25 protein-coding genes and 1 tRNA gene are annotated in these 24,883 nt (G+C 67.5%); 12 read left to right on the forward strand and 14 right to left on the reverse strand.

All coding sequences use genetic code 11. The annotated features are described in order from the left end of the window. Positions 1 to 8: 8 nt before the first annotated feature. From ACODTJ_RS03480 to ACODTJ_RS03490, 3 genes are read right to left on the reverse strand one after another with little or no spacing between them, the layout of a single operon-like run. On the reverse strand, positions 9 to 1,811 hold the full coding sequence (locus tag ACODTJ_RS03480; RefSeq protein ID WP_454655838.1) for an ABC transporter ATP-binding protein: 1,803 nt from the start codon (positions 1,809 to 1,811) through the stop codon (positions 9 to 11). Next, entirely contained in the window at positions 1,811 to 2,692 is an 882-nt protein-coding gene (locus ACODTJ_RS03485; RefSeq protein ID WP_454655839.1) for an ABC transporter permease, read from the reverse strand. The genes ACODTJ_RS03480 and ACODTJ_RS03485 overlap by 1 nt, the downstream gene beginning before the upstream one ends. Then, positions 2,689 to 3,630 (reverse strand): ABC transporter permease, encoded by a 942-nt coding sequence (locus tag ACODTJ_RS03490; protein ID WP_454655840.1) that lies wholly within the window; start codon positions 3,628 to 3,630, stop codon positions 2,689 to 2,691. The genes ACODTJ_RS03485 and ACODTJ_RS03490 overlap by 4 nt, the downstream gene beginning before the upstream one ends. Positions 3,631 to 3,825: 195 nt before the next feature. On the opposite strand from ACODTJ_RS03490, the gene ACODTJ_RS03495 reads away from it, so the two are divergent. Next, positions 3,826 to 4,578 (forward strand): IclR family transcriptional regulator, encoded by a 753-nt coding sequence (locus tag ACODTJ_RS03495; RefSeq protein ID WP_454655841.1) that lies wholly within the window; start codon positions 3,826 to 3,828, stop codon positions 4,576 to 4,578. Positions 4,579 to 4,594: 16 nt separating this feature from the next. Here the strand turns inward: ACODTJ_RS03495 and ACODTJ_RS03500 are convergent, their stop codons facing one another. The 7 genes from ACODTJ_RS03500 to ACODTJ_RS03530 form a co-directional block, all read right to left on the reverse strand. Next, a complete protein-coding gene (locus ACODTJ_RS03500; protein ID WP_488847549.1) occupies positions 4,595 to 4,774 on the reverse strand; it encodes a hypothetical protein in 180 nt (59 codons plus the stop codon). Positions 4,775 to 4,852: 78 nt separating this feature from the next. Beyond that, positions 4,853 to 5,146: a hypothetical protein gene (locus tag ACODTJ_RS03505; protein ID WP_454655843.1), complete on the reverse strand. Its 294-nt coding sequence runs from the start codon at positions 5,144 to 5,146 to the stop codon at positions 4,853 to 4,855. Further along, on the reverse strand, positions 5,143 to 5,421 hold the full coding sequence (locus tag ACODTJ_RS03510; protein ID WP_454655844.1) for a copper-binding protein: 279 nt from the start codon (positions 5,419 to 5,421) through the stop codon (positions 5,143 to 5,145). Before ACODTJ_RS03510 ends, ACODTJ_RS03505 begins: the two co-directional genes overlap by 4 nt. A 25-nt stretch (positions 5,422 to 5,446) precedes the next feature. Beyond that, on the reverse strand, positions 5,447 to 5,929 hold the full coding sequence (locus ACODTJ_RS03515; RefSeq protein WP_454655845.1) for a cupredoxin domain-containing protein: 483 nt from the start codon (positions 5,927 to 5,929) through the stop codon (positions 5,447 to 5,449). Positions 5,930 to 5,955: 26 nt separating this feature from the next. Further along, entirely contained in the window at positions 5,956 to 7,392 is a 1,437-nt protein-coding gene (locus tag ACODTJ_RS03520) for a multicopper oxidase family protein (RefSeq protein ID WP_454655846.1), read from the reverse strand. A gap of 14 nt (positions 7,393 to 7,406) precedes the next feature. Beyond that, complete coding sequence (locus tag ACODTJ_RS03525; RefSeq protein WP_454655847.1) at positions 7,407 to 8,933, reverse strand: TolC family protein; 1,527 nt, start codon at positions 8,931 to 8,933, stop codon at positions 7,407 to 7,409. Beyond that, complete coding sequence (locus ACODTJ_RS03530) at positions 8,930 to 9,148, reverse strand: hypothetical protein (protein WP_454655848.1); 219 nt, start codon at positions 9,146 to 9,148, stop codon at positions 8,930 to 8,932. Before ACODTJ_RS03530 ends, ACODTJ_RS03525 begins: the two co-directional genes overlap by 4 nt. 178 nt (positions 9,149 to 9,326) lie before the next feature. Between ACODTJ_RS03530 and ACODTJ_RS03535 the strand changes: the two genes are divergently transcribed. The 9 genes from ACODTJ_RS03535 (at position 9,327) to ACODTJ_RS03575 (ending at position 19,979) form a co-directional block, all read left to right on the forward strand. Then, positions 9,327 to 10,091 carry a response regulator gene (locus ACODTJ_RS03535; protein ID WP_454655849.1) on the forward strand — a complete coding sequence of 255 codons (765 nt, stop codon included), beginning with the start codon at positions 9,327 to 9,329 and terminating at the stop codon, positions 10,089 to 10,091. Then, entirely contained in the window at positions 10,088 to 11,470 is a 1,383-nt protein-coding gene (locus tag ACODTJ_RS03540) for an ATP-binding protein (protein WP_454655850.1), read from the forward strand. Before ACODTJ_RS03535 ends, ACODTJ_RS03540 begins: the two co-directional genes overlap by 4 nt. Before the next feature lie 64 nt (positions 11,471 to 11,534). Continuing rightward, entirely contained in the window at positions 11,535 to 12,434 is a 900-nt protein-coding gene (locus ACODTJ_RS03545) for a LysR substrate-binding domain-containing protein (protein WP_454655851.1), read from the forward strand. A gap of 106 nt (positions 12,435 to 12,540) precedes the next feature. Continuing rightward, positions 12,541 to 13,512 carry an ABC transporter permease gene (locus ACODTJ_RS03550; RefSeq protein ID WP_454655852.1) on the forward strand — a complete coding sequence of 324 codons (972 nt, stop codon included), beginning with the start codon at positions 12,541 to 12,543 and terminating at the stop codon, positions 13,510 to 13,512. Beyond that, positions 13,512 to 14,432: an ABC transporter permease gene (locus ACODTJ_RS03555; RefSeq protein WP_454655853.1), complete on the forward strand. Its 921-nt coding sequence runs from the start codon at positions 13,512 to 13,514 to the stop codon at positions 14,430 to 14,432. Before ACODTJ_RS03550 ends, ACODTJ_RS03555 begins: the two co-directional genes overlap by 1 nt. Positions 14,433 to 14,435: 3 nt before the next feature. Next, entirely contained in the window at positions 14,436 to 15,407 is a 972-nt protein-coding gene (locus ACODTJ_RS03560) for an ABC transporter ATP-binding protein (RefSeq protein ID WP_454655854.1), read from the forward strand. Further along, positions 15,404 to 16,429 carry an ABC transporter ATP-binding protein gene (locus ACODTJ_RS03565; protein ID WP_488847560.1) on the forward strand — a complete coding sequence of 342 codons (1,026 nt, stop codon included), beginning with the start codon at positions 15,404 to 15,406 and terminating at the stop codon, positions 16,427 to 16,429. Before ACODTJ_RS03560 ends, ACODTJ_RS03565 begins: the two co-directional genes overlap by 4 nt. A 14-nt stretch (positions 16,430 to 16,443) precedes the next feature. Continuing rightward, complete coding sequence (locus ACODTJ_RS03570) at positions 16,444 to 18,051, forward strand: ABC transporter substrate-binding protein (RefSeq protein WP_454655856.1); 1,608 nt, start codon at positions 16,444 to 16,446, stop codon at positions 18,049 to 18,051. 11 nt (positions 18,052 to 18,062) lie between these two features. After that, entirely contained in the window at positions 18,063 to 19,979 is a 1,917-nt protein-coding gene (locus ACODTJ_RS03575) for a CocE/NonD family hydrolase (protein ID WP_454655857.1), read from the forward strand. Positions 19,980 to 20,062: 83 nt separating this feature from the next. On the opposite strand, the gene ACODTJ_RS03580 is transcribed toward ACODTJ_RS03575, so the two are convergent. After that, on the reverse strand, positions 20,063 to 20,806 hold the full coding sequence (locus ACODTJ_RS03580) for a creatininase family protein (protein ID WP_454655858.1): 744 nt from the start codon (positions 20,804 to 20,806) through the stop codon (positions 20,063 to 20,065). Between the two features lie 106 nt (positions 20,807 to 20,912). On the opposite strand from ACODTJ_RS03580, the gene ACODTJ_RS03585 reads away from it, so the two are divergent. Continuing rightward, positions 20,913 to 21,062 carry a hypothetical protein gene (locus tag ACODTJ_RS03585; RefSeq protein ID WP_488847562.1) on the forward strand — a complete coding sequence of 50 codons (150 nt, stop codon included), beginning with the start codon at positions 20,913 to 20,915 and terminating at the stop codon, positions 21,060 to 21,062. A gap of 57 nt (positions 21,063 to 21,119) precedes the next feature. Here the strand turns inward: ACODTJ_RS03585 and ACODTJ_RS03590 are convergent. The 3 genes from ACODTJ_RS03590 to mnmA all read right to left on the reverse strand — a co-directional run bounded on the left by ACODTJ_RS03590 (position 21,120) and on the right by mnmA (position 23,147). Further along, positions 21,120 to 21,196: transfer RNA gene (locus tag ACODTJ_RS03590), tRNA-Met, on the reverse strand. Between the two features lie 67 nt (positions 21,197 to 21,263). Beyond that, the gene (locus tag ACODTJ_RS03595) at positions 21,264 to 21,920 is read right to left on the reverse strand and encodes a class I SAM-dependent methyltransferase (RefSeq protein WP_454655859.1); all 657 of its coding nucleotides are present in this window, start codon (positions 21,918 to 21,920) and stop codon (positions 21,264 to 21,266) included. 39 nt (positions 21,921 to 21,959) lie between these two features. After that, positions 21,960 to 23,147: a tRNA 2-thiouridine(34) synthase MnmA gene (gene mnmA, locus ACODTJ_RS03600; protein WP_454655860.1), complete on the reverse strand. Its 1,188-nt coding sequence runs from the start codon at positions 23,145 to 23,147 to the stop codon at positions 21,960 to 21,962. Positions 23,148 to 23,399: 252 nt separating this feature from the next. Here mnmA and ACODTJ_RS03605 point away from each other — a divergent pair, with 252 nt between their 5' ends. Further along, complete coding sequence (locus ACODTJ_RS03605) at positions 23,400 to 24,878, forward strand: flagellar hook-length control protein FliK (protein WP_454655861.1); 1,479 nt, start codon at positions 23,400 to 23,402, stop codon at positions 24,876 to 24,878. Positions 24,879 to 24,883: the final 5 nt, after the last annotated feature.

Here is a 24,883-nt window from a genome sequence, read left to right on the forward strand (position 1 = left end):
CTGGATGACTAGCTGGCCCGGCGGATGAAATGGCCATCGGCCATCATCTCCCAGCTCTGCGGCGGCGGGCGGTAGCCGACGGGCTTCATCGGGCTGCGTGGCGGCGTGGCGTCGACGCGCTGGGGCGGGCGTCCGCCGCGCTGGTCGGGATGGGTGATCGGGATCGCGGAGAGGAGGCGCTGCGTATAGCCGTGACCGGGCCGGCCGATGACGTCGTCGCGCGCGCCGATCTCGACGATCTCGCCGAAATACATCACCGCGACGCGGTCGCAGATGCGCTCGACCGCCGCCATGTCGTGGCTGATGAAGAGATAGGAGACCTCGAATTCCTTCTGGAGGTCGATCATCAGGTCGATGATCTGCGCCTTGATCGCCACGTCGAGCGCCGAGACGGCCTCGTCGGCGATGATCAGCTTCGGCGACATCGCCAGTGCGCGGGCGATGCAGATGCGCTGGCGCTGGCCGCCGGAGAATTCATGCGGCAGGCTGGTAGCGCGGGCCGGGTCGAGCCCGACACGCTCCAAGAGCCATTCCATCCTGGAGCGCGCCTCCTTGCCGGAGGCGATGCCGTGGACCTGCATCGGCTCGATGATCGCCGAGCCGATGCTCTGGCGGGTGTCGAGCGATCCGAACGGGTCCTGGAAGATCATCTGCACGTCGCGGCGCAAGCTCGCGAGACTCTTCGGATCGGCATAGTCGATCCGGCGGCCGGCGACGGTGATCCCGCCGGAATGACGCGGCGCGAGATCGATGATCGCCTTGCCGATGGTCGACTTGCCCGAGCCGGATTCACCAACGAGGCCAAGCGTCTCTCCCTTGCCGATGGCGAAGGAGACCTGCTCGACCGCATGGACCTCGCCCTTGAGCCGGCCGAACAGACCGCCGCGCGAGGGGAAGCGGACCGAGAGATCGCGCACCTCCAGCACCGGCGCGTCGCCGCGGAAGGAGAGCGGCACGCCCTCGACGTTTTGCGCGGGAATGGTGCCGTCCGCGAGCTTGCCGACGAGGCTCGGCGCGGCTGCGATCAGGCTGCGGGTATAGGCGTCGCGCGGGTTGGAGAAGACCTCGTGGACCGTGCCCTGCTCGATGGCGCGGCCGCGGCGCATGACGAGGACATGGTCGGCGATTTCCGCGACCACGCCCATGTCATGGGTGATGAACAGGATCGCCGTGCCGGTCTCGCGCTGCAGTTCCTTGAGCAAGGCCAGCGTCTGCGCCTGCACGGTGACGTCGAGCGCGGTGGTCGGCTCGTCGGCGATGATCAGGGTCGGGTTGCAGGCCAGCGCCATCGCGATCATCACCCGCTGGCGCATCCCACCGGAAAAGGTGTGCGGGTAGTTGTCGATGCGTTCCTCAGGATCAGGAATGCGCACCTTGCGCAGCATCTCCAGCACCGCCTCGCGCAATTCCGCGCCCTTGAGGCCGCGATGGATGCGGATGGCCTCGCCGATCTGGTCGCCGATGCGTTGGACTGGGTTCAGCGAGGTCATCGGCTCCTGGAAGATCATGCTGACCTGGCCGCCGCGCACGCCGCGCATCTCGGTTTCACCGAGCGTCAGCAATTCACGGTCGCCGAGCTTGACCGAGCCGCTCGCCCGTCCGATCCGCTCGGGCAGCAGGCCCATGATGGCGAGCGAGGTCACGCTCTTGCCCGAACCGGATTCGCCGACCACCGCGAGCGTCTCACCGGCGGCGATCTCGAAGCCGAGATCATGCACGACGGTGGTGGGGCCGAAGGCGATCGTCAGGCCGCTGACCGACAGGACCGGCTTGCCGCTCGTGTTCTCGGCGCTTGCTTTCTTGCCGACCATCACGAGGCGTCCTTCAGGCGGGGATCGATCGCGTCGCGCAGGCCGTCGCCGATCAGGTTGAAGGCCAGCACCAGGATCAGGATCGCGAGGCTCGGGAAGAGCGCGAGGTGGAACGCGCTCAGGATGTTGTCGAAGCCCTCGCGCACCATGCCGCCCCAGGTCGGCGTCGGCGGGGCGAGACCGAGGCCGATGAAGGCGAGCGAGGCTTCGGTGCGCACCGCCGTCGCCATCCAGAGCGAGGTCATCACCATCACCTCCGGCAGGATCGCCGGCAGGATGTGGCGGAACAGGATGCGCCCGCCCGAGAAGCCCATGGCGCGGCAGGCCTGGACATATTCGCGGTCGCGCTGGGCGATGACGGCGGCGCGCGCGATCCGGGCGAAGGCGGGCGTCGCCGTGAAGGCGATGGCGATGACGATGTTGGTCATCGTCGCGCCCATTAGCGCGACCAGGGCGAGACCCAGGATCAGCGAGGGAAAGGCGAGGATGACGTCCATCACCTGCATCAGCAGGATGTCGGTGCGCCCGCCGCGATAGCCCGCTGTCATGCCGATCAGCGAGCCGATCAGCAGCGCCGTCAGGATCGCGAAGAGGCCGATGGTGAGGGAATAGCGTGCGCCGAAGAGCAGCCTCGACCAGATGTCGCGGCCGAACTGGTCGGCACCGAGCAGGTAGCCGCCGCCGGGTGGGGCGAGCTGGTCCATGATGCTCTGCTTCGCCGGCGGATGCGTCGCGAGATAGGGCGCGAAGATCGCGGCGAGCACCAGCAGCACGACGATGGCGACGCCGACCCAGGTCGTGAGGTTGAGCCGGGCCAGCACGCCGCGGAAGGCGCTCTGGCGGGTGGCGGGACGAACGGCTTCCGAGGCGATCTCGCTCATTTGTACTGCACCCTCGGATCGAGAAAGCCGTAGGTCAGGTCGGTCAGCAGGTTCACGACGACGACCATCAGCGTGTAGACCACGATCATCCCCTGCAGCAGCGTGTAGTCGCGCTGGCTGAGCGCGGTCAGGATCAGCTTGCCGAGGCCTGGGCGCGAGAACACGATCTCGGTCAGAACCGAATTGCCGATCAGGATGCCCAGATAGAGCCCGATGACGGTGGTGATCGGGATCAGGCAGTTGCCGAGGGCATGCGACCAGATCACGGCCGAGGCGGAGGCGCCCTTGGCCCGCGCCGTGCGGACGAAATCCTGGCTCAGCACTTCCAGCATCGCCGAGCGGGTCACGCGGGTGATGTAGGCCATCATGATCAGCGCCAACGCCAAGGTCGGCAGCGCCATCTGCCGCAGGCGCTCGGTCAGCGTGTCGGCGCCGCCGGCGCTGATCACCGGGAACCAGCGCAACTGGATGGCGAAGACCATCAGCAGGATGATCGCGGCGACGAAGGCCGGCAGGGAGAGACCCAGCAACGAGAGCAGGCGCAGCACGTAATCGGGCAGCCGGTTGCGCCGGACCGCGGCCCAGACGCCGGCGGGGATGCCGAGCGCGGCACCGAGGATCAGGGCCGCGATGGTCAGTTCCAGCGTATAGGGCAGGACCGCGAGGATCTCCTCCGTCACCGGCCGGCCCGAGATCATCGAGGTGCCGAGGTCGCCACGCAGGGCCTGGAGCAGGAAGTGCCCGTACTGGACGGGGAGCGACTGGTCGAGGCCGAGACGCTGGCGCAGCGCGATGACGCTGGCCGGGCTCGCCTGGTCGCCGAGGATCACCAGGACGGGATCGCCCGGCAGGATCCGGACGATCAGGAAGACCAGCGTCAGGACGCTGAACAATGTGACGACGGCGAAGCCCAGACGCCTCGCCAGGAATGACACCATCCGGTTCGCCCCCGCATTGTCCGACCAGCGATGGGGCTGGTGCGGCTGCTGTTGGCAGCCGGATGACGAGGCGCTCCTAGACGTCTCGACGATCCGGCAGCAGTCCCAGCGGAACGGAGAAGTCGGCTCTTGTCAACAAATTCCTCTATTCGATATGATATGCCATAATTTGTTCTGATAATCGGAATTATTGATGTGAAAAAGGCCCTCAGCTCCTCGTCGAATGCCGAGCGAGCGCTGGATATCGTCCTCGCGCTCGGCGAGGTCGGGCCGGAAGGATTGAGCCTGGCGGAGATCGCCGAGCGCATGGGCTGCGCGAAGTCGGTGGCGCATCGCAGCCTCGTCGCCCTCCTGCTGAAGGGGTTCGCCGAGCCGACGGGACGCTATGGCCATTACCGGCTTGGCTCGGCCGTCCCGATGCTGGCGCGGCGGCAGGAGCGGCTCGAGCCGCAGGTCGAGAAGGTTCGTCCCGGCATGACCGAGTTCGCGCGCCTGACCGGCTTCACCGTCTATCTGATCGTGCAATCCGGGGTCGACGCGGTCTGCGCCGAGATGATCAGCCGTTCGACGCGGCGCCAGTTCTCGATGGGCGTGGGCTATCGCGTGCCGATGGGCGTCGGCGCGGGCAGTCTCGCCCTGATGTCGCTGCTGTCGGATGCCGCGATCCAGCAGATCCTCGCGGCGAATGCCGAGCGCTATCTGAAGCACCCCTCCGGACGCCATGTCGACGGCGATGTCATCCTCGGGCAGGTCGTCGATGCGCAGCGCCGCGGCTACGCGCTCAACATGGGGTATTATTTTCCGGGGCAGGGCGGCATCGGGCTGCCCCGGCCGAGCCAGGCTCCGCACGACGTCAACATGGCCGTCTCATTCAACGCGCCGCTGGAAATGATGACGGACGAATGGGTCGAAGGCCAGATTCGGACCTTGCGGGAATGCCTGCCTTGAGCTGGTCGAAAGCCGCCTAGTTCAGCGCGACGACCAGGAAGGTCGAGAGGATCGTTGCCGACAGGGCGAAGGCGGAAAACAGGATGACCTGAAAGAGGCCGGTGCCGAAGACGGCGATCGCCGCCGCCGCTGCCACGACGGCAAGGAGGAGGATGGTCAGGATCGCCTTGTTGCGCGTCACTTCGGACAGGGTCATGGGATGTTCCCGCTTCGTCGCGAAGGGATGTAGCGGCCCGGCCGGGACTGTCTTTGCGGTGGAGCAAAGAGGAACAACCTAGCGGTCGCGCTCCCTGATCGGAGAGCCCGGACGGCAGCGGCCATCGCTGCACACGATGATGATCGTCTTGTGCGAGGAGCCGAGGCAATTGGCGCTGTAGGCGACGATGCCGCGCTGCTGCAGGACGGTCTCGATCCGCGGCTCGAGGCAGCCCAGGTCGAGCAGGACCTTTTGCAGATCGCCATCGGAGGCCAGGGCCGCGGTGCCGGCCGCCAGCCCCCCGAGGATAACCGGAATGGTGTGGGCGAGGCGGGCACGCCGGACGCGCCCGTCTCGTCCGGGTGGCGTCATTTGGCGGGCTGGAGCTTGGTGACGGTGAGCTGGCCGTTGACGCGGTCGACGTCGAACTTGACCTTGGTCCCAGCTTTGAGACCCTTGAGCATGGCCGGGTCGCCGGCGCGGAACACCATGGTCATGGCATCCATGTCGAGATTCTTGATCGGGCCGTGATTGATGGTGAGCTTGCCCTGGGCCTCGTCGATCTTGGTGACGGTGCCGTTGACGGACTGGGCGGCGGCCGGCAGCGCGGCAACGAGGAAGGCGAGGGTGGCGGCGGTCTTCAGCATGGCGGGTTCCTTTCGCTGAAATCGTTCACTTGACGATGATCTTGCCGGTCATGCCGGCTTCCCGATGGCCGGGGATGAGGCAGGAGAAGTCGAACTCGCCCGCCTTGGTGAAGGCCCAGACGATCTCGCCGGTCTTCTTCGGCGCGAGCCGCTTGGCGTTCGGATCGTCATGCTCCATGTCGGGGTTCTTCTGCATCTCGACGGCGTGCTTGAGGTTCTCCTCCAGCGTGGCCAGCACCAGCTCATGATCGAGTTCGCCGTTGTTGCGCAGCTGGAAGCGGATCTGCTCGCCGCGGCGGATCTCCAGCCGGTCCGGGATGAAGGCCATCTTGCCGTCGCGCTCGCTCATCACGACCTGGACGATGCGGGCCGGCTTCTTCGGATCGCCCGCCTTGCCATAGGCGGTCTCGTCGCCGTGGCCATGGCCGGCGCCGCCGGGACCCGCCAAGGCTGCGCCGACTGAGAGGATGACCGCAATCGCGGCGAGCTTGGATGCTGCTATGCCCATGAGGCTCTCCTGGCCGAAGTGGCGTGTCAGTGGTTGGAATGCGGTTTCTTGGTCGCGGGGCGGGGCTTGCCGTCCGGCCCTGGGCTCGGCTTGCGCGGGTCCTTGGCGCGCCATTCCGCGGCCTTGACGCCGCTGTCGGGCGAGATCGCGCGCGGCGCTTCGCCGAGCTTCGCGCCCTTGAGCTCGTAGGCGACGGTCCCCTCGGGATGCTTGAACCAGCCGGGGTCCTTGTAGTCGCCCTTCGCCAGGTCATCGCGGACTTTCACGACCGAGAACATGCCGCCCATCTCGACGGGGCCGAACTGGGCGAAGCCGGTCATCATCGGCAAGGTATTGTCGGGCAAGGGCATCTCCATCGATCCCATCTCGCCCATGCCGTTGGAGCCCATCGGCATGTAGCCTGGCGCGATCTTGGCGATGCGTTTCGCCAGATCCTTCTTGTCCACGCCGATATAGTTCTTCACCGAATGCCCCATCGCATTCATCGTGTGATGCGACTTGTGGCAGTGGATCGCCCAGTCGCCCGGCTCGTCGGCGACGAAATCGAAGGCGCGCATCTGGCCGACGGCGACATCGATCGAGACCTCGTCCCAGGCCGCCGCCGGATCGACCCAGCCGCCATCGGTGCAGGAGACCTTGAACTCGTAGCCGTGCATGTGGACAGGGTGGTTGGTCATGGTCAGGTTGCCGAAGCGGATCCGGACCTTGTCGTTCAGGCCGACGACGAAAGGATCGATGCCCGGGAACACGCGGCTGTTCCAGCACCACATGTTGAACTCGGTCATCTCCGCGACGCGCGGCACATAGGAGCCGGGCTCGATGTCGAAGGCATTGAGCAGGAAAACGAAATCGCGGTCGACGCGGCGGAAGGCCGGGTCCTTCGGATGGACGACGAAGAAGCCCATCATACCCATCGCCATCTGGACCATCTCGTCCGAATGCGGGTGGTACATGAAGGTGCCGGAGCGCCGGAGCACGAACTCGTAGACGAAGGTCTTGCCCGAGGGGATATGCGGCTGCGTCAGCCCGCCGACGCCGTCCATGCCGTTTGGCAGACGCTGGCCGTGCCAATGCACGGCCGTGCTCTCCGGCAGCTTGTTGGTGACGTAGATGCGAACCTTGTCGCCCTCGACCGCTTCGATCGTCGGCCCCGGCGACTGGCCGTTATAGCCCCAGAGATAGGCCTTCATGCCGGGTGCGAGTTCGCGCACCACCGGCTCGGCGACGAGATGGAATTCCTTCCAGTCGCCGTTCATCCGCCAGGGCAGCGACCAGCCGTTGAGGGTCGCGACCGGCTGGTAATCCGGCCCGGTGGTCGGCACGAGCGGCGCCTGCGTCGTAGCCTCCGTCATGGTCGGCGCTTCCGGCACCGCGGCGAAGGCGCTGCGGCCCGAGACCGCTGCAGCGCCGGCCAGTACCAGCCCGGACGAGCCGATGAAGCCTCTGCGGGAAAGAGATGTCATGTCCGTCAGCTCCTTCAGTGGCCAGCGCCGCCGGCATCGCCGCCGCCAGCCGCCGCCACGGTGGCCGAGCCGCCGCCCGCGCTGCCGCCGCCGATCAGTGCGTGCTTGAAATCGGTGTGGGCGATCCAGAAATCGCGGCGGGCATTGATCGCGGCGACGTTCGAGAGGATGCGGCTGCGCGCATCCGCGATCAGGTCCGTGACGTCGTTGAGCATGCCGCTGTATTGCAGCAGTGACTGCTCCTGGATGATCTTGCGCAGCGGCAGGACATTGGTCTGATACTGGCGCGTGATGTCGTAATTGGCGCGGTAGGCGGTGTAGGCCTCGCGGGCTTCCGAGCGGATATTCACCGCCTTCTCGGCCAGCTTGTTGGCGGCCTGCATGTAGGTCTGCTCGGCGAGCGCGACCTTGGACTGGCCGAAATCGTAGATCGGGATGTCGATCTCCAGCTCCAGCGTGCGGCTGCGGCTGGATTCGCGCTCGACATGGCCGTGGTCGTTGATGCTGCGGCTACGATCATAGGTGCGGCGGCCGAGCAGATCGACATCGTCGACGAAGCGCGTCGCCTGGGTAAGGCCCAGCGACTTGGCGAGCGTGTCGAGCTCTGCCCGCGCGATCCGGAGGTCGACGCGTTTGCGCAAGGCCTCGGCCTCGATCGCCTTGACCGATTGCAGGCGCGGCAAGGGCGGCAGGTTGCCGACCCGGAACTTCAGGTCGTCGCCCCAGAGCCCGAGCTGGCGGACGAGGCGCTCGCGCTCCTGGCGCTGCTGCTGGCGGGCCTGCGCGAGCTGCACGGTCAGTTCCGCCTCGAAAGCGAATTCGCGGGCCTGGTCGATCTTGTTGACGCCGCCGGATTCGCCCAGCCGCTTGAACAGTTCGGACGCCGCATCGGCGGAGCTTTTCGCCTCCTGATAGAACGCGACCTGCGCATTGGCGGCGGCCGCGCGATAGTACTGGCGGCGCGTGTCGGCTGCGAGCTTCAGCACGGTCTCGGCCGTCCGCATCTGTGCGGTCTGGAAGCGGTCGCGGGCGATCTCGGCCCGTGCCGGCAGGGTCGCGAGCGCCAGCAGGCTGCCGACGATCTGGCGCTCGATCTCGAGCTCGAAGCGGCCGGAGAGCTTGGAAATGCCGAAGCGCGGGTTGGGCGGGAGGCTCGCCGCGACCATCTGCGCTTCGGCCATGCCGAGCTCGTTGAAGGCAGCCTGCAAGCCGCGGTTGTTGAGCAGCGCGACCTGCACGGCGGCATCCGCCGTCAGCGGCTTGCGCAGGAGCTGGTCGACGCGTCCCTTGGCGGTGAGAGCCGCCTGATCATCGCCGATCTTGGTCACGTCCTTGCCGATATCGGCATAGGTCGCGCTCTGGATCGCGCTCATGCCGCCATCGGCGGAGAAGCCTGCGCAGCCGCCCAGCAATGCGGTGGCGCCGGCAAGCAGGGTCCAGCGCAGCAGGCGGCTAGCCTTCGGAACAGGAGATGAGGTCAAGGCCGATCCCTGGATGGTGGCGCCCGAGGACGCGGCGAGAGGATTGTTCGGCAGCGTCATGATTTCGGCCCGACCCGGCGGTTGAGATCGCGCCAGTCCCTGGGCTCGGCCGGGCGGAAGCTGGCGGCGCCGTCCGTCACGCTGCGATAGGCGAGCGCGGGAACGCGGACATTCGGATCGGCCGGCCGGGCCAGATGGTCTGGAACGGCGGCGACCGAGCAGGCACCGAGTGCCAGACCGATCGCCCCCAGGAACGGCAGCTTCACCAAGCTCACGACTCACGGCTCCCCTGTTGCGGTGAAGCAGGGGTAGCAACGCCGATCCGCGGGCGTCCGTTACAAATTGTTTCAAAGCGATGCGGGCAGCCGGGCCGCGCACGCGCTATGGTCGGTTCGCACAGAGGAGAGCCGGCGCTCGCACGGCATGGTGATGTCGGGAAACGCAGAACACGAGATGGATCAGGCGCCTGTCGTGCCGATCGCCGACGATCACGGCCATATCCTGGTGGTGGACGACGATCCGCAGATCAGGCTCCTCGTCGCGCGCTTCCTGCAGCGGCACGGTTACCAGGTGACCGGCGCGCCGGATGGCCGGGCCATGATGGAGGCGCTGGCGCATAGCGCTATCGACCTGATCGTGCTCGACCTGATGCTGCCCGGCCGTTCGGGCGTCGAATTGTGCCGCGACGTGCGCGCGACTTCCCATGTCCCGATCGTGATGCTGACGGCCCGCAGTGAGGAGAGCGACCGCATCACCGGCCTCGAAGGCGGGGCGGATGATTATGTGACCAAGCCGTTCAGTCCGCGCGAATTGCTGGCCCGCATCCGGGCCTTGCTGCGCCGGGCACGGGCGGGGCAGGGCGCGGCCGTCTCGCAGGCGAGCACGCTCGTCACCTTCGACGGCTGGCGCATGGACCTTCGACGCCGCGAACTGCAATCGCCGGCCGGAACATTGATCGATCTCTCGACCGGCGAGTTCGACCTGCTCGTCGCCTTCGTCGAACATGCCAACCGCGTGCTGTCGCGCGAGGCGCTGATGCAATTCGCCAAGGCCCGGATGAGCGACGATCCGTTCGACCGGACGATCGACGTTCAGATCAGCCGCCTGCGCCGCAAGCTCGATGCCGATGCCAGCGGCGGCCAGTTGATCAAGACGGTGCGTGGCGCGGGCTACATGTTCGCCTCCACGATTGGGCATGACGAAGGACTGACCGCTTGACGAGGCTGCCCGGACGTTTCTGGCCCGATACCGTGGCAAGTCGCGCGATCCTGATCCTGGTCGCGGCGTTGCTCGCTTTCCACGTGCTTGGCTACTGGGCTTTCCGCGTCGGCGTCGAAAACTTCGCCTCTGCCGGGCGCGACGGCGGCCTCGCCGAGCGCATCGTCTCGATCAAGCGCGCCATCGCCAGCATCCCGGATGGTGCGGAGCGGGACCGCGTCGCGCATGATTTGTCGAGCGCGAGCCTCGAAGTCCATTGGAGCAAGGTCAGCCTCGTCCTCGGCAATGTGCCGGCGACCGAGCGGACGCGCGAGATGGAAGCGCGGTTGAAGCAGTTCGCTCCCGATCTCGCGGCCGAGTCCTTCCGTGTCGGACTGGCCGATGACGGCGGGACCGTGACCGACCGGCACCTGATGCTGGTCTCGATCCGGCTCGAAGACGGGAGCTGGGTCAATTTCTCGTCGTCGACGCTTGGCGCCGCGCAGCATCTCGACTGGAACCTGACCGCGATCATGATCTGCTTCGCCGTCGGGATCGTCGTGGTCGCGCTGCTGCTGCTGCGCTGGGCGACCCGGCCGCTGCGCGACCTCGCTCTGGCGGCAGAGCGCTTCAGCCTCGATCAGGTGCCGCAGCTCCTGCCGGAAGACGGCCCGGCCGAGGTCCGCCGCGCCGCGCGCGCCTTCAACACCATGCGCGAGCGCATCCAGCGCCTCGTCGCCGAGCGCATGCAGGCGATGGCCGCGGTCTCGCACGACCTGCGCACGCCGATCACCCGGCTTCGTTTGCGCTCCGAGCTGCTCGACGACGACGCGACGCGGCGCCTGATCGATGCCGATCTCAGCGAGATGGAGGAGATGATCGATTCGACGCTGGAATATCTGCGCGCCGGCGTGTCGAGCGAGGCGGCCCGGCCGATCGACCTCGCCTCTGTCGTCGAGACCATCGTCGACGAGCATCTCGACCAGGGGCATGAGGTCAGCCTGTCGGGCCTGAATTCGGCCCCGATCCTGGGCCGCGTCCTGCCGCTGAAGCGGGCCTTCTCGAACGTCATCGGCAATGCGGTCAAATACGGCGCGGCGGCGGCGGTCCGCATCGCGGAGACCGGGGGGCAGGTCGTGGTCACGATCGAGGACGAGGGACCGGGCATCCCGCTGGCCGACATGGAGCGCGCCTTCCTGCCCTTCGTGCGGCTGGAAGAGTCACGCGGACGCGAGACCGGGGGCTCCGGGCTCGGCCTCACCATCGCCCGGGCCGTCGTCGGATCGCATGAGGGGAGCGTCGTGCTGGAGAACCGAGCGGAGGGCGGCCTTCGCGTCACGGTCTCCCTGCCGCGGCTCGGTCGCCCGGCGCCGGAAAGAAGTGTTGGCGGGGAGGGGTGATCCGATATTGGATCATGCCATTGGTCGATGACCTGGTACCGACACATCGCGAGACTTCTGATCGATGAAGATACGGCAGATCGAAATCTTCCGCGCCGTCATGGCCGGCGGCTCTACCACTGCCGGTGCCGTTACGCTCGGCCTGTCGCAATCGGCGGTCAGCCGGCAGCTCACGCAGCTTGAGGAGGAGCTGGGCTTCGAGCTGTTCGAGCGCAGCAACGGCCGCCTGCTGCCGCGGCCGGAGGCCTTCGCGCTGATGGACGAGGTCGGTGAACTGGCCTCGCTCGTCGCGCGGCTGAAACGCTATACCGAGGACCTGCGGGCCGGGACTGTCGGCCAGCGCTTCCTCAAGGTAGCCGTGCCGCATTCCTTCATCGCGACCGTGATGCCGGAGGTGATCGAGACCTATCTGGCGGAGCGCCATGACGCCTCGATCGAGCTGATCGGGGGGCATTACGATGCGATCGAGCAGATGGTGCTGGCGCGCGTCGCCGATCTCGGCTTCGTCAGCCTGCCGCCGCGCAACAAGGGCTTCGAGGCCCGCGAGATCGTGCACTCCGAGTCGGTCTGCATCATGCCCGCCGGACACCCGCTGGCCGACCGACCGAACCTGACGCCGCGCGACCTGTCGGGACATCACCTGATCATGCTCGGCCGCCAGCGGCCGGCGCGCCTCGCCTTCGAGCGTCAGTTGCGGCGGGCGGGCGTCTTCCCGATCGTGCGCATCGAGGTGCATTCGGTCGAGGCCACTTGCGGGCTCGTCGCCCGCGGGCTCGGCGTCGCCGTGGTGCCCGAGTTGATCGCCGGGCTCTACCGGCACCTGCCGATCGCGCAGCGTCCGTTCAGCCCCTGCATCCACGGTGCCTACGGCATCGTCACGCTGAAGGGGGCACCGTTGTCGCGCTCGGCGGAAGCCTTCACCGAGATCCTGAAGAGTCGGCTGGAGGCGCAGGGCAGCACATAGCCCGATGCGCTTTGCGCATAAGGTTGCGGGGGCTTCCGGCGCCGCTCATGGTCGGCGCGACAGGTGAACGGCGATCACGCCGCCCTGCCGTAGCCGGGAGCCATCGATGACCGTCTTCGTCATTCGACGATTGATGCAGAGCCTGCTGGTGCTGGCGGCGACCGCCGTCATCGTCTTCGTCGGGGTCTATGCCATCGGCGATCCCGCGGAGATGCTGATCGCGCCCGACGCCACCCCGGCCGAACGGGCCCAGGTCGAGGCCTCGCTCGGCCTCGACAAGCCGCTGCCGGTGCAGTTCCTCGCCTTTCTCGGCAATGCGCTCAAGGGCGATCTCGGTCGCTCCTTCGTCTTCAACCAGCCTTCGATCTCGCTGATCCTCGAGCGCCTGCCGGCGACGCTGGAGTTGGCGCTGGTCGCGATCCTGATCGCGCTCGTCATCGGCATCCCGCTCGGGCTGATCGCCGGTCTGAAGCCGCGCTCCGTCGTCGACGAGACGATCATGACCGGCTCGATCCTCGGCTTCAGCCTGCCGAATTTCTGGCAGGGCATGATGCTGGTGATGATCTTCTCGGTCTGGCTGGGCTGGCTGCCCTCCAGCGGGCGCGGGCCGACCGGGCAGATCCTCGGCATCGAGACCAGCTTCGCCTCCTGGGAGGGCATCCGCCACCTGATCCTGCCGGCGACCAACCTCGCCTTGTTCAAGCTCTCGCTGGTGATCCGGCTGACGCGGACCGGCGTGCGCGAGACCATGCCGCTCGACTTCGTCAAGTTCGCCCGCGCCAAGGGGCTGACCGAACGCCGGGTCGTACTCGTGCATGTGCTGAAGACGATCATGATCCCGCTCGTCACCGTGATCGGCATGGAGATCGGTTCGCTGATCGCCTTTGGCGTCGTCACCGAGACGATCTTCGCCTGGCCCGGTGTCGGCAAGCTCCTGATCGACTCGATCATGCGGCTCGACCGGCCGGTGGTGGTCGCCTACCTGCTCGTCGTCGTCAGCCTCTTCATCGTGCTCAATTTCGCGGTCGACGTGCTCTACTCGATCCTGGATCCGCGCATCCGGCTGGGGCGCAACTGATGGCTCTTGCGAAACCCGCCCTGTTCGCGGCCTTGCGCCCCGATGCCGACAGCCTGCTGGCGCGCTCGCTCGCCGGCATCCTGAAGAGCCCGAAGGCGACGATCGCCGCCGTCGTCTGCATCCTGCTGATCCTGACCGCCGTGTTCGGTCCGGCGCTGGCCCCGCAGGACCCCTACGACCTCTCGACGCTCGACATCATGGACTCGAAGCTGCCGCCCGGCGCGGAGAGCATGAGCGGTGCGACCTACTGGTTCGGCACCGACGTACAGGGCCGCGACATGCTCTCGGCCATGATCTACGGCCTCAGGACCTCGCTCTTCGTCGGCGTCCTCGCCGGTCTCGTCGCGCTCGTCGTTGGCACGGTGCTCGGCCTCTCGGCCGCCTATTTCGGCGGGCGCGTCGACACCGTGATCATGCGGCTGGTCGACCTGATGCTGGGCTTTCCGACCCTGCTCGTCGCGCTGATGCTGCTCGCCATCCTCGGGCAGGGCGTCGGCAAGGTGATCTTCGCGCTGGTGCTGGTGCAATGGGCGATGTTCGCCCGCGCCGTCCGCGCCGCGGCCCTGGTCGAGAAGGGCAAGGACTATATCGAGGCGGCCAAGATGCTGGGCCTGTCGCGGCCGCGCATGCTCTTCGGCCATCTCCTGCCGAACTGCCTTTCGCCGCTCATCGTCATCGGCACGCTCCAGGTCGCGAATGCGATCTCGGCCGAGGCGACGCTGTCCTTCCTCGGCATCGGCCTGCCGATCACCCAGCCCTCGCTCGGGCTGCTGATCGCCAACGGCTATCAGGTGCTGCTCTCCGGCCAGTACTGGATCAGCGTCTATCCCGGGCTCTTGCTGCTCACCCTCGTCTTCAGCATCAACATCGTCGGCGACCGGCTGCGCGAGGTGCTGAACCCCCGTCTCGCGGAGCGCTGAGCCATGACCCCGGTGCTCGTCGTCGAGAATCTCGAAACCCAGTTCGCCAGTTCGGCCGGCCTCGTCCGCGCCGTGGATGGCGTCTCCTTCAGCGTCGATCGTGGCGAAATCCTCGGACTTGTCGGCGAGTCCGGCTCGGGCAAGTCGATCACCGGCTTCTCGATCCTCGGGCTGATCGAGCCGCCCGGGCGGGTCGCGGGCGGGCGCATCCTGTTCCAGGGCGAGGATCTCGTCGGGCTCCCGACCGAGCGGCTCAGGCGCCTGCGCGGCAAGAAGATCGCGATGATCTTCCAGGACCCGATGATGACGCTCAACCCGGTGCTCTCGATCGAGACGCAGATGGTCGAGGCGGTGCTCGCCCATGACACGGTCTCGCGGGAGGAGGCGCGGGTGCGCTCCCGCGATGCGCTCGGCCTCGTCGGCATTCCCTCGCCCGAGGAACGCCTGAAGGCCTATCCGCACCAGTTCTCGGGCGGCATGCGCCAGCGCGTCGCCATCGCGATCGCGCTGCTGCACAAGCCCGACCTGATCATCGCCGACGAGCCGACGACCGCGCTCGACGTCACCATCCAGGGCCAGATCCTGTTCGAGGTGCGCCGGCTGGCGAGCGAATTCGGCATGGCGCTGATCTGGATCAGCCATGATCTCGGCGTCGTCGCCAGCCTCGCCGACCGGATCGCGGTGATGTATGCCGGCCGCATCGTCGAGACCGGCGCCACCGACGATGTGCTCGACCGGCCGGCCCATCCCTATACGCGCGGCCTGATGGAGGCGCTGCCGGCCAATGCGGCACGCGGCGAGCGGCTGCATCCGATCCCCGGCCTCTCGCCTTCGCCATTGGCCCGGCCCGCCGGATGCGCCTTCCGGACACGCTGCTTCGCTGCGAGCGAAGTCTGCCAGCAGGAACCCAAGCCGCAGGGCGTGAGCCACAGCTTCCGCTGCCACCACCCGCTCTTGCCCGGAGTCGCAGCATGACCGGAGCCCTGATCGAAGGACGCGGTCTCGTCCGGCGCTTTTCGCGCGGCCTCGACGCGGCGGAGAAGCTAGCCCGTGTCCTCGGCGCGAACATCTCCGAGGAAACCGTCCATGCCGTCGAAGGTGTCGACATCGCCATCCGGCAGGGCGAGGTTCTCGGCCTCGTCGGCGAATCCGGTTGCGGCAAGTCCACGCTCGGCCGCCTGCTGGCAGGGTTGCTGCCGCTGACCGAAGGCACCTTGCTCTGGCAGGGCAAGGACGTCGCCTCGCTCTCGCGCAGCGAGGCGCTGGAGATGCGGCTCGCCGTGCAGGTGATCTTTCAGGACCCGATGTCCTCGCTCAATCCGCGCAAGCGTGTGGTCGACCTCGTCGGCGAGGCACCGCGGGTGCATGGCCTCGTCCGGGCCGGCGAGGTCGACGATTATGTCGCCGAGTTGCTCGAGAAGGTCGGCCTCGATCCCTCCTATCGCAAGCGCTACCCGCATCAGTTCTCCGGCGGCCAGCGCCAGCGCATCGGCATCGCCCGGGCGCTCGCGGTCAAGCCGCGGCTGATCGTCTGCGACGAGTCGGTCTCGGCCCTCGACGTCTCGATCCAGGCCCAGGTCATCAACCTGTTCATGGATCTGCGCGAGGAGCTCGGCCTGACCTATCTCTTCATCAGCCACGATCTCAGCGTGGTGAAGCATATCAGCGACCGGGTCGCGATCATGTATCTCGGCCGCGTGGTCGAGACCGCGCCGGCCGATGCCTTCTTCGCCGCGCCGAACCATCCCTATACCACCGCCCTGCTACGCGAATTGCCCTCGGTGAAGGAGCGCCGGCGCGCCTTCACCCCGATCCGCGGCGAAATTCCCTCGCCGCTGCACCCGCCCTCCGGCTGCGCCTTCCATCCGCGCTGCCCGCGCATCTTCACGCCCTGCGCCCAGGCGCGGCCGCCTCTCGAACCGATCGCTGAGGGACATCTCAGCGCCTGCCATCTCAATGCCGCCGCCGTATCGCTCACGGCCGGCGGCAGCGCCTGAAGAGGAGACACCGCATGACCTCCAAGCTTCGCACGACCGCCAAGCCCCGCCTCACCGCGCTCCTGCCCTTGCTGGCCAGCGCCGCCTGGCTCGGCATCGCAGGCCTCGCCAACGCCGCCGACCTCGTCATCGGCACGGCGAGCGAGCCCTCGGCGATGGACCCGCTGTTCTCCCGCACCGGGCCGAACCAGAACATCGCCATGCAGATCTTCGACCGGCTGGTCGAGACCGACGCGCATCTGCGCATGCAGCCCAGCCTGGCCGAGAGCTGGGCGGTGGTCGACCCGACGACCTGGCGGATCAACCTGCGCAAGGATGCCCGCTTCCAGAGCGGCAAGCCGGTCACCGCCGATGATGTCGCCTTCTCGCTGGAGCGCGCCCGCAACGTTCCCAACAGCCCGGCGCCGTTCTCCAACAACGTCTCGGGCGTGATCTCGGCCAAGCCGGTCGACGCCACGACGCTGGAGGTGAAGACCGAGGCGCCGACGCCAGACCTGATGGAGCGGATCGGCTTCGTCTACATCCTCGAGCGCGCCTCCGCCGAGGGCAAGACGCTGCAGGACTACAACAAGGGCGACGGGCTCGTCGGCTCCGGCCCCTACAAGTTCAAGGAATGGGTGCCGGGCGACCGCGTCATCCTGACACGCAACGAGGGCTACTGGGGGCCGAAGCCAGCCTTCGAGACGGTGACGATCCGCTTCATCGCCAATGACGCGGCCCGCGTCGCGGCGCTGCGCTCGGGCGCGGTCGACCTGATCGACGGCGTGCCGCCGGCCGACCTGCCGGTGCTGGAGAAGACGGCGGGGATCAAGGTGCATGCGATCCCCTCGGCCCGGCTGATCTATCTCGCCCTCGACACCGCGCGCGAGGAAAGCCCCTTCGTCACCGACAAGGATGGCAAGCCGCTGAAGCCCAATCCGCTGCGGGACCTGCGGGTGCGGCAGGCGCTGGCCAAGCTGATCAACGTGCCGGCGATCGTCGAGCGACTGCTCAACGGAGCGGGCGTGCCGGCCGGCCAACTCGTGCCTGAGGGCGTCGCCGGTTTCGATCCCGCGCTCAAGCCGGTCGTCAATGACCTTGCCGGCGCCAAGGCCCTGCTGCAGCAGGCCGGGCTGAAGGACGGCTTCGGTATCACCATCCACTCCTCGAACGACCGTTTTGCCGGCGACAAGGACATCGCCCAGGCGATCGGCCAGATGTTTTCGCGCGGCGGCATCAAGGTGAACGGCGTGATGACGCAGCCCTATAACGTCTATGCCAGCGCCGCGAGCCGGCAGAGCTTCTCCGCCTTCATCTTCTCGCTGGGCACGACGACCCCGACCGCGGGGCCGGGCATGCGCAACCTGTTCATGACCGCGGATTCGAAGGCCGGCACCGGCGGCTTCAACCGGGCGCGCTATTCCAACCCGGCCTTCGACAAGGCGCTCGCCGAGGCGCTGACACAGTTCGACGAAAGCAAGCGGATCGCCGGCATCCAGGCCGCAGCCCGCACTGTCTTCGCCGACCTGCCGGTGATTCCGCTCTACTGGCAGAAGATCGCCTGGGCCTCGAAGGCCAACATCACCTTTGAGGCCAACATGGCCGAGGACACCACCGCGGCGCGGGCGGGGCTGGCGAAGTGAGCCCGCAATCGATGAAGGCCGTGAGCCCGGCCCCTGCCCCGGAAAGCGGCCATGACATCGTCACGCTGAAGGACGTCATGGTGACGATGCGCGACGGCGTTCGGCTGGCCACGGATGTCTATCTGCCGGCGCAAAATGGGCAGGCGCTTCCCGGTCCTTTCCCGGTCGTGATGGAGCGCACGCCCTATGGCAAGGCGGAGCGCTCGCGCTCCGAGATTGGCCGCGGCGAGGCCAAGCCGATGGCTCGCGCCGACGTCGCCGCGCATTTCGTCCACGCCGGCTACGCGGTGGTCTATCAGGATTGCCGCGGTCGCTATGGCTCGGAAGGCGAATTCGTCAAATACGTCTCCGATGCCGAGGATGGCTACGACACCTGCGCCTGGATCGTCGCGCAGCCCTGGTGCAACGGCCGGATCGGCACGATGGGCCTGTCCTATGCCGCCCATACCCAGGCGGCGCTGGCCTCGCTGACCCCCCCCGGTCTCGCCTGCATGATCCTCGATTCCGGCGGCTTCTCGAACGCCTTCTCGTGCGGTATCCGCCAAGGCGGCGCCTTTGAATTGAAGCAGGCGACCTGGGCCTATAACCGGGCGCAGGAAAGCCCGGATGCGCTCGCCGACCCCGTCGTCGCCGCCGGGCTCGCGGCGGAGGACCTGCATGCCTGGTTCCGCGTGATGCCGTGGAGCGAGGGGCGCTCGCCGGTGCGCTGGGTGCCGGAATACGAGACCTATCTGCTCGACCAATGGCGCGCCGGCACCTTCGGCCCGGAATGGAAACGGCCGGGCCTCTGGCTGGAGGGCTTCTACGACGCCGTGCCCGACATCCCGATCCTGCTGATGTCGAGCTGGTACGACGTCTATGTGAAGACGACCTTCGACAATTTCGCGGGGCTCGGTGCCTCCGGTCGTCGGCATCTCAACGTCATCATGGGGGCCGGCCTGCACGGCAACCGCCAGTCGACCTTCGCCGGCGACACGTCCTTCGGCGAGGCCGCGCCCTTCGACGGCAATGTCGGCACGAACTGGCTCGATTTCCGCAAGCGCTGGTTCGATCGCTGGCTCCGGGACGAGCCCAACGGACTGGAGGCCGACCCGACCTTACGCCTGTTTCTGATGGGCGGCGGCTCGGGCGAGAGGGATGCCGACGGGCGCCTCATCCAGGGCGGACGCTGGATCCAGACCTCGCACTGGCCGCTGCCGGATACCGACCAGCAGGACTGGTACATTCACGGCAATGGCCGGCTCTCGCGCGACGCGCCGGCTGTCGATGCCGCACCCCTGACCTATGATTTCGATCCGGCCGATCCCGTGCCGACCATCGGCGGCGCGCTGACCAGCGGCCAGCCGATCTTCGAGGGCGGCGGCTTCGACCAGCGCGAGGGGCCGCGCTTCTTCGGCTCGCGCGATGCCGGCATGCCCTTGATCGCCCGGCGCGACGTGCTCGCCTTCGAAAGCCTGCCGCTGGAGGAGGACATGGCGGTGATCGGGCCGATCACGGTCGAGCTCTGGGTCGCCTCCGACGCGCCCGACACGGATTTCACCGCCAAGCTGGTCGATATGCACCCGCCGTCCGCTGATTATCCGACCGGATTCGCGCTCAACCTGACCGACGGCATCTTCCGCTGCCGCTATCGCAAGTCCTGGGAAAAGCCGGAGCCGATCGAGCCGGAGGTCCCGTTCCGGATCACCATCGAACCTTTCGCGACGGCGGCGTTGTTCAAGGCCGGGCACCGGATCAGGCTCGACATCTCTTCGTCGAACTTTCCGAAATTCGACGTGAACCCCAATACGTTTGACCCGGAAGGGCAGGGGCGCCGGCGGCAGATCGCCCGCAACACGGTGTTCTGCGACGGCGCGCGCGCCTCCCGCATCGTCATTCCGGTCGTGCCGGTGGCTTCGCTGTCGAATCTGGCAGGCGTTGCAGGCTGATCGAGAGCCGCCTGCCGGCTGCATCTGAACGGCCCGGCGCTTCCTCGCGCCGCCGGGCCGCGTGTTTGGCTATGGCTCGTGGCTCAGGCCATGAATGTACGATAGGCGTCGGCCATGTCCTCGACGGCAGCGGCAAACAGCCTTTCACCGTGCTGCGGTGTCGATAACGACGGATCGGAGCCGATCCGGCCATCGGGGTAGCGCCTGCGATAGTCAAAGCAGTCGAAGAACGAGGTGCTGGCGGGCGCGACCTTGGGCGACATCTGGGCCTGCTTGATCGCTTCCGGGTGGTAGAACTGCGCGAGCGAAACCTCGGCCGCCGTCGCATGCGAGCCATTGACGCCGGGATAGAGCTCGTCCGCGATGGCGGTCGCGCGGGTTCCGCCCGACCACATCACCATTCGGCAGCGTATCGGGGAAGGCTTGCCGTTCGGCTGGAGTGACAGCGACGTGTAGACCTCATCGAACGCAGCCGTGACGGTCGCGATATTGCCGCCGTGTCCGTTGATGAAAAAGAAGCGCTCAAATCCATTGCGGGCCAGGGAGCGTACGATGTCGCCCACCATGGCGATCATCGTCGATGGGCGCAGCGTCACGGAGCCCGCGAAGCCCAGATGATGCTGCGACATGCCATAGGCGAGCGTCGGAGCGACCATCGCGCCAATCTTGTCGCCCACGCCCTTGGCGATGAACTCGGCGTCGAGATGATCCGTTCCGATCAGGCCGTTGGGGCCGTGCTGTTCTGTGGAGCCAACGGGGACGATAATGCCGCGCGATGTCTGCAAGTATTCTTCGACTTCGTGCCAGGTAGCGAGAGCCAGTTGCATGACCCAGTTTCTCCAACGCCGCGGAATGACTCCGCCGATCCGGGTTCAAAACTAGGAAGCGGGAAAGTCGAGGGTCAACCGCCTGCGCGTACCTGACGGCTATGCATTGGCCGAGGCGGCGGTCGTCGCGCTGCATCCCGCTGCGGTGGAAGACGATCGCTGTGATCTCTACGCGCTGCCGCAGCGGATCGGAGCCATGCAAGCGATCATGGCAAGGAGGCGCGCCGTGGATTCCGCGCGCTCGTTTCAGACATGATCGTTTGAGTAAGAGGTCGGCTCTCGGCCAACCCGTCGCCGCCCATGCCGGGGGAAATGGTAGCGGGAGAGGGACTTGAACCCCCGACACGCGGATTATGATTCCGCTGCTCTAACCAGCTGAGCTACCCCGCCACAGGGCCGAGGCCGGCAGAGCCGGCTCGTCTTCGAGGCGGGGTATAGGCGGCACGGCGGGGCGGCGTCAAGCCTTGGATTGCGCGTTATCGGCAGAAGCCTGCTTGCGCAGCCGGACGACCTTGAAATAGCCGCGCCCGACATGGACCGTCTCGTAGCGACCCGTCGCCTTCGCCCAGTCGGTCAGGCGGCTGACCTTGAAGTCGGAGCTCCAGCCGATCGCCTTCGACAAGGGAGCGACCGCGCTCCAGAACGGTGCCAGCAGGCCGCCATCGTCAACGAGGCGGCTGGAGATGATGATCTCGCCGCCGGGCTTCAGGACACGGTCCATCTCCGCCAGCGCCTGCTCCGGATTCGGAACGAGCGTGATGACGAACTGCGCCGTGACGGCGTCGAAGCGCTCATTGCCGAAGCCGAGCCGGCAGGCATCCATCACCATCAGCCCGCGGACATGGTCGAGCTTCTGGCTCTCGACCTTGCGGTGGGCGACCTTGAGCATGTCGAGCGAGAGGTCGGCGCCGAGCACGCGCGAGTCCGGCGTGAAATAGGGCAGGGTGAGCCCGGTGCCGACGCCGATCTCGAGGATATCAGGCCCGCAGGCGCAGGCCGCTTCCACCGCCTCGCGCTGCGGGCGGGCCAGCATGTGCTGGTAGATCCGGTCGTAGAATTTCGCCCAGGTCGCGTAGACGCGCTTCTGGCCGTCGAGATCGTAGGTCACCGGCATGGTCTGGAATCCGCGCGGAAGGGCTTGAGCCTGAACGGGTCAGGACAGGGCGAGGGCGGCCGGCGCGGACGCGGCCGGCAGGGCGAGCGGGCGCCGCAGGATGGTGCCGCCGCCGAGGACGCGGGCACCGGGGCCGGCATCGGCGTAGATCACGCAGGCCTGGCCGGGCGAAACGCCTTCCTCGTCGCTGGCGAGCTCGATGCGCAGGCCGTCCTCGTCGCGGAAGAGCCGGGCCTCGCGCGGCGCGCGGGTCGAGCGGACGCGCACGGCGACATCGAGCCCTTCCGGTGGCAGCACATCGAGCGGCATCTCGCCGAGCCAGTTGAGGTCGCGCAGGCGGATCTCGCGCACACTCAACGCCTCGCGCGGGCCGACGATGACGCGGGCGTCGTCGGCATCCAGGCGCAGCACATAGAGGGGTTCGCTTGAACTGATGCCGAGGCCCTTGCGCTGGCCGACGGTGTAATGGAGCACGCCGTCATGATGGCCGAGCACGCGGCCGTCGAGATGGACGATCTCGCCGGGGCGGGCCGCACCGGGTTTCAGCCGCTCGATGACATCGGCATAGCGGCCGTTCGGCACGAAGCAGATGTCCTGGCTGTCCGGCTTGTCGGCGATGGCGAGGCCGAGCTCGGCCGCCAGCGCGCGGGTCTGCGCCTTGTCGATATGGCCAAGCGGGAAGCGCAGCAGGTCGAGCTGCTCCTGCGTCGTGGCGTAGAGGAAATAGCTCTGGTCGCGGCTGGCATCCGCCGCGCGGAACAGGCCGCGATGGCCGTTGCCGAGATCGCGGCTGAGCACATAGTGGCCGGTGGCGAGGGCGTCGGCGCCGAGCTCCTTGGCGAGATCGAGCAGGTCGCGGAACTTCACGGTCCGGTTGCATTCGACGCAGGGGATCGGCGTCTCGCCCGCGAGATAGCTCTCGGCGAAGCGTTCGATCACGGCATCGCGGAAGCGGCTTTCGTAATCGAGCACGTAATGGGGAATGCCGATCGTCTCGGCGACGCGGCGGGCGTCGTGGATGTCCTGCCCGGCGCAGCAGGCCCCGGTGCGGTGGACGGCCGCGCCATGATCGTAGAGCTGGAGCGTGACGCCGACGACATCGTAGCCCTCGCGCTTGAGCAGGGCCGCGACCACCGAGGAATCGACGCCGCCGGACATCGCCGCGACGACGCGTGTCGCCGCGGGCGGCTTGGCGATGTCGAGGGAATTGCGGAAGGGCGCGGTCATTCTCGGCTGTGTCGTCGCTGGTTCGGTGCTCGAAAGGCGGCTTCGGCGCGTCTGCCGGCTCTATACCGGCTTTGCTCCGAGGCCGCCAGCAGGATCGGCAAATCCTGCCGGCCTGGGCGCGTGGAACCGGGCTCATATTGCCCGCTCTTAAGATGAGGTGGTGCTAAGGCCTTGATTCAGCAAGGGGTGTTTCTGGCTTGCAACTTGCTGGACAGGACCGGGCGCGTCGTTGCCCGCGTCACGGAACCGTTCATGTCGATCCAGTCTGCGTTCACCAGCCAGCCTCTTGCGGAAGCGCCGGTTGCCCGGTCGCGCGCCGGTCAAACCGAGCCGCGCGAGGGTGGCGAGGTCTTCGCGCTGCCCGAGGCGGGGCCGGATGCTGCCGGGCAGGCCAAGGCCGGTGCAACCGGGAAGATGGCTGCCTCGGGAGAGGCCGTAGCCGCCAAGGAAGCCGCTGCCGCCGTGCAGGCCGTCGACCCCGCCAAGGTGAGTGCGCAAGTGGACAAGTCTCTGGCGGCTGCCGAGCCGGTTGTGGCGTCGGCTCCGGCCAACAAGCCCGAGCCGCAGACGGCGAAGGTTGAGGCGAGCGGGATCGCGTTCCTGATCGCGATGGCCGCCGCCCAGACGGGCACCCAGACCGAGACTGTCGGAGAGGAGCCGGCGACGAAGCCGGGCGAAGTCGGCGAGGGCGCGGCGAAGAAGGACGGCAAGGCCGCCGTCGAAGGTGAAGGCGAGGCCGGGGTGGCGGCTGCGGTTCCGATGGCCGAAAGCCAGGCGGCCGCGCCGGTGCCTGTTCCGGTCATGACCCTGTCGCCGATGGTTCTGCCGCAGGGGCCGCTGCTTGCGGCCGATGCGGCTGCGGGTGATGTTGCGGAAGCGATGACGGCCGAGGGCGGAGGGAAGAAGGACGTCGTGAAGCCGGCCCTCGCAGCTGCAACCGTCGGGCTGCCGCTCGTCGCGATGGCGACGCCGGACGTCGCTCAGGCGGGGATCGCCGGAGCGATGGAAGGCAAGGCTGCGTCCGGCACCGTGCATGCCGCCGGAACGGCGGGCCGGGGCGCGCAGGAGTTTGCGGATATCCTCGCCAAGGCCGACCAACCGGCGGCAGCCGGCGCCGCTCCGGCTCCCGCCGAGGCCAAGGCGCTCGACGCCCTCCAGCAGCAGCCGGCGACGCCGTTCGATCTCTCGACCTTGCTGCAGCAGGCGCCCGGAAAGGCCGGGCATGAGCGCCTGATCCAGCCGTTCGATCCGAATGTGGCTTCCGGCGCGCCGGGGCAGGGCACGGCGAGCGGCCAGCCGACGCCGATCCATGTCGTGCCGATCGAGATCGGCCTGCGTGCGATGTCCGGCTCGCGGCAGTTCGATATCCGGCTCGATCCCGACGAACTCGGCCGCGTCGACGTCAGCCTGTCGATCTCCGACAAGGGCGAGGTCAGCGCCAGGCTGGTCGTCGACCGGGTCGAGACCCTGCATCTCCTGCAGCGCGATGCGCGCACGCTGGAGCGCGCCTTCGAGCAGGCTGGACTCAAGCCGTCCGATGGCGGCGTCGACATCACCTTGCGCGATCCGTCCGACCAGTCGGCCTTCCGCCAGAACCGCCAGCAGGACGAGGCGCCGCAGCGCTCGCGCCAGCCTGACGGCAGCGATCTGGCCGACGACGCCCCCCTTTCCATCGACCCCGCCCCACAGCGCCGTCTCATCCGGCTCGGCGGCGTCGATCTCAGCATCTGAACGAG

This window comes from Allobosea sp. FG18 (genome assembly GCF_057809495.1).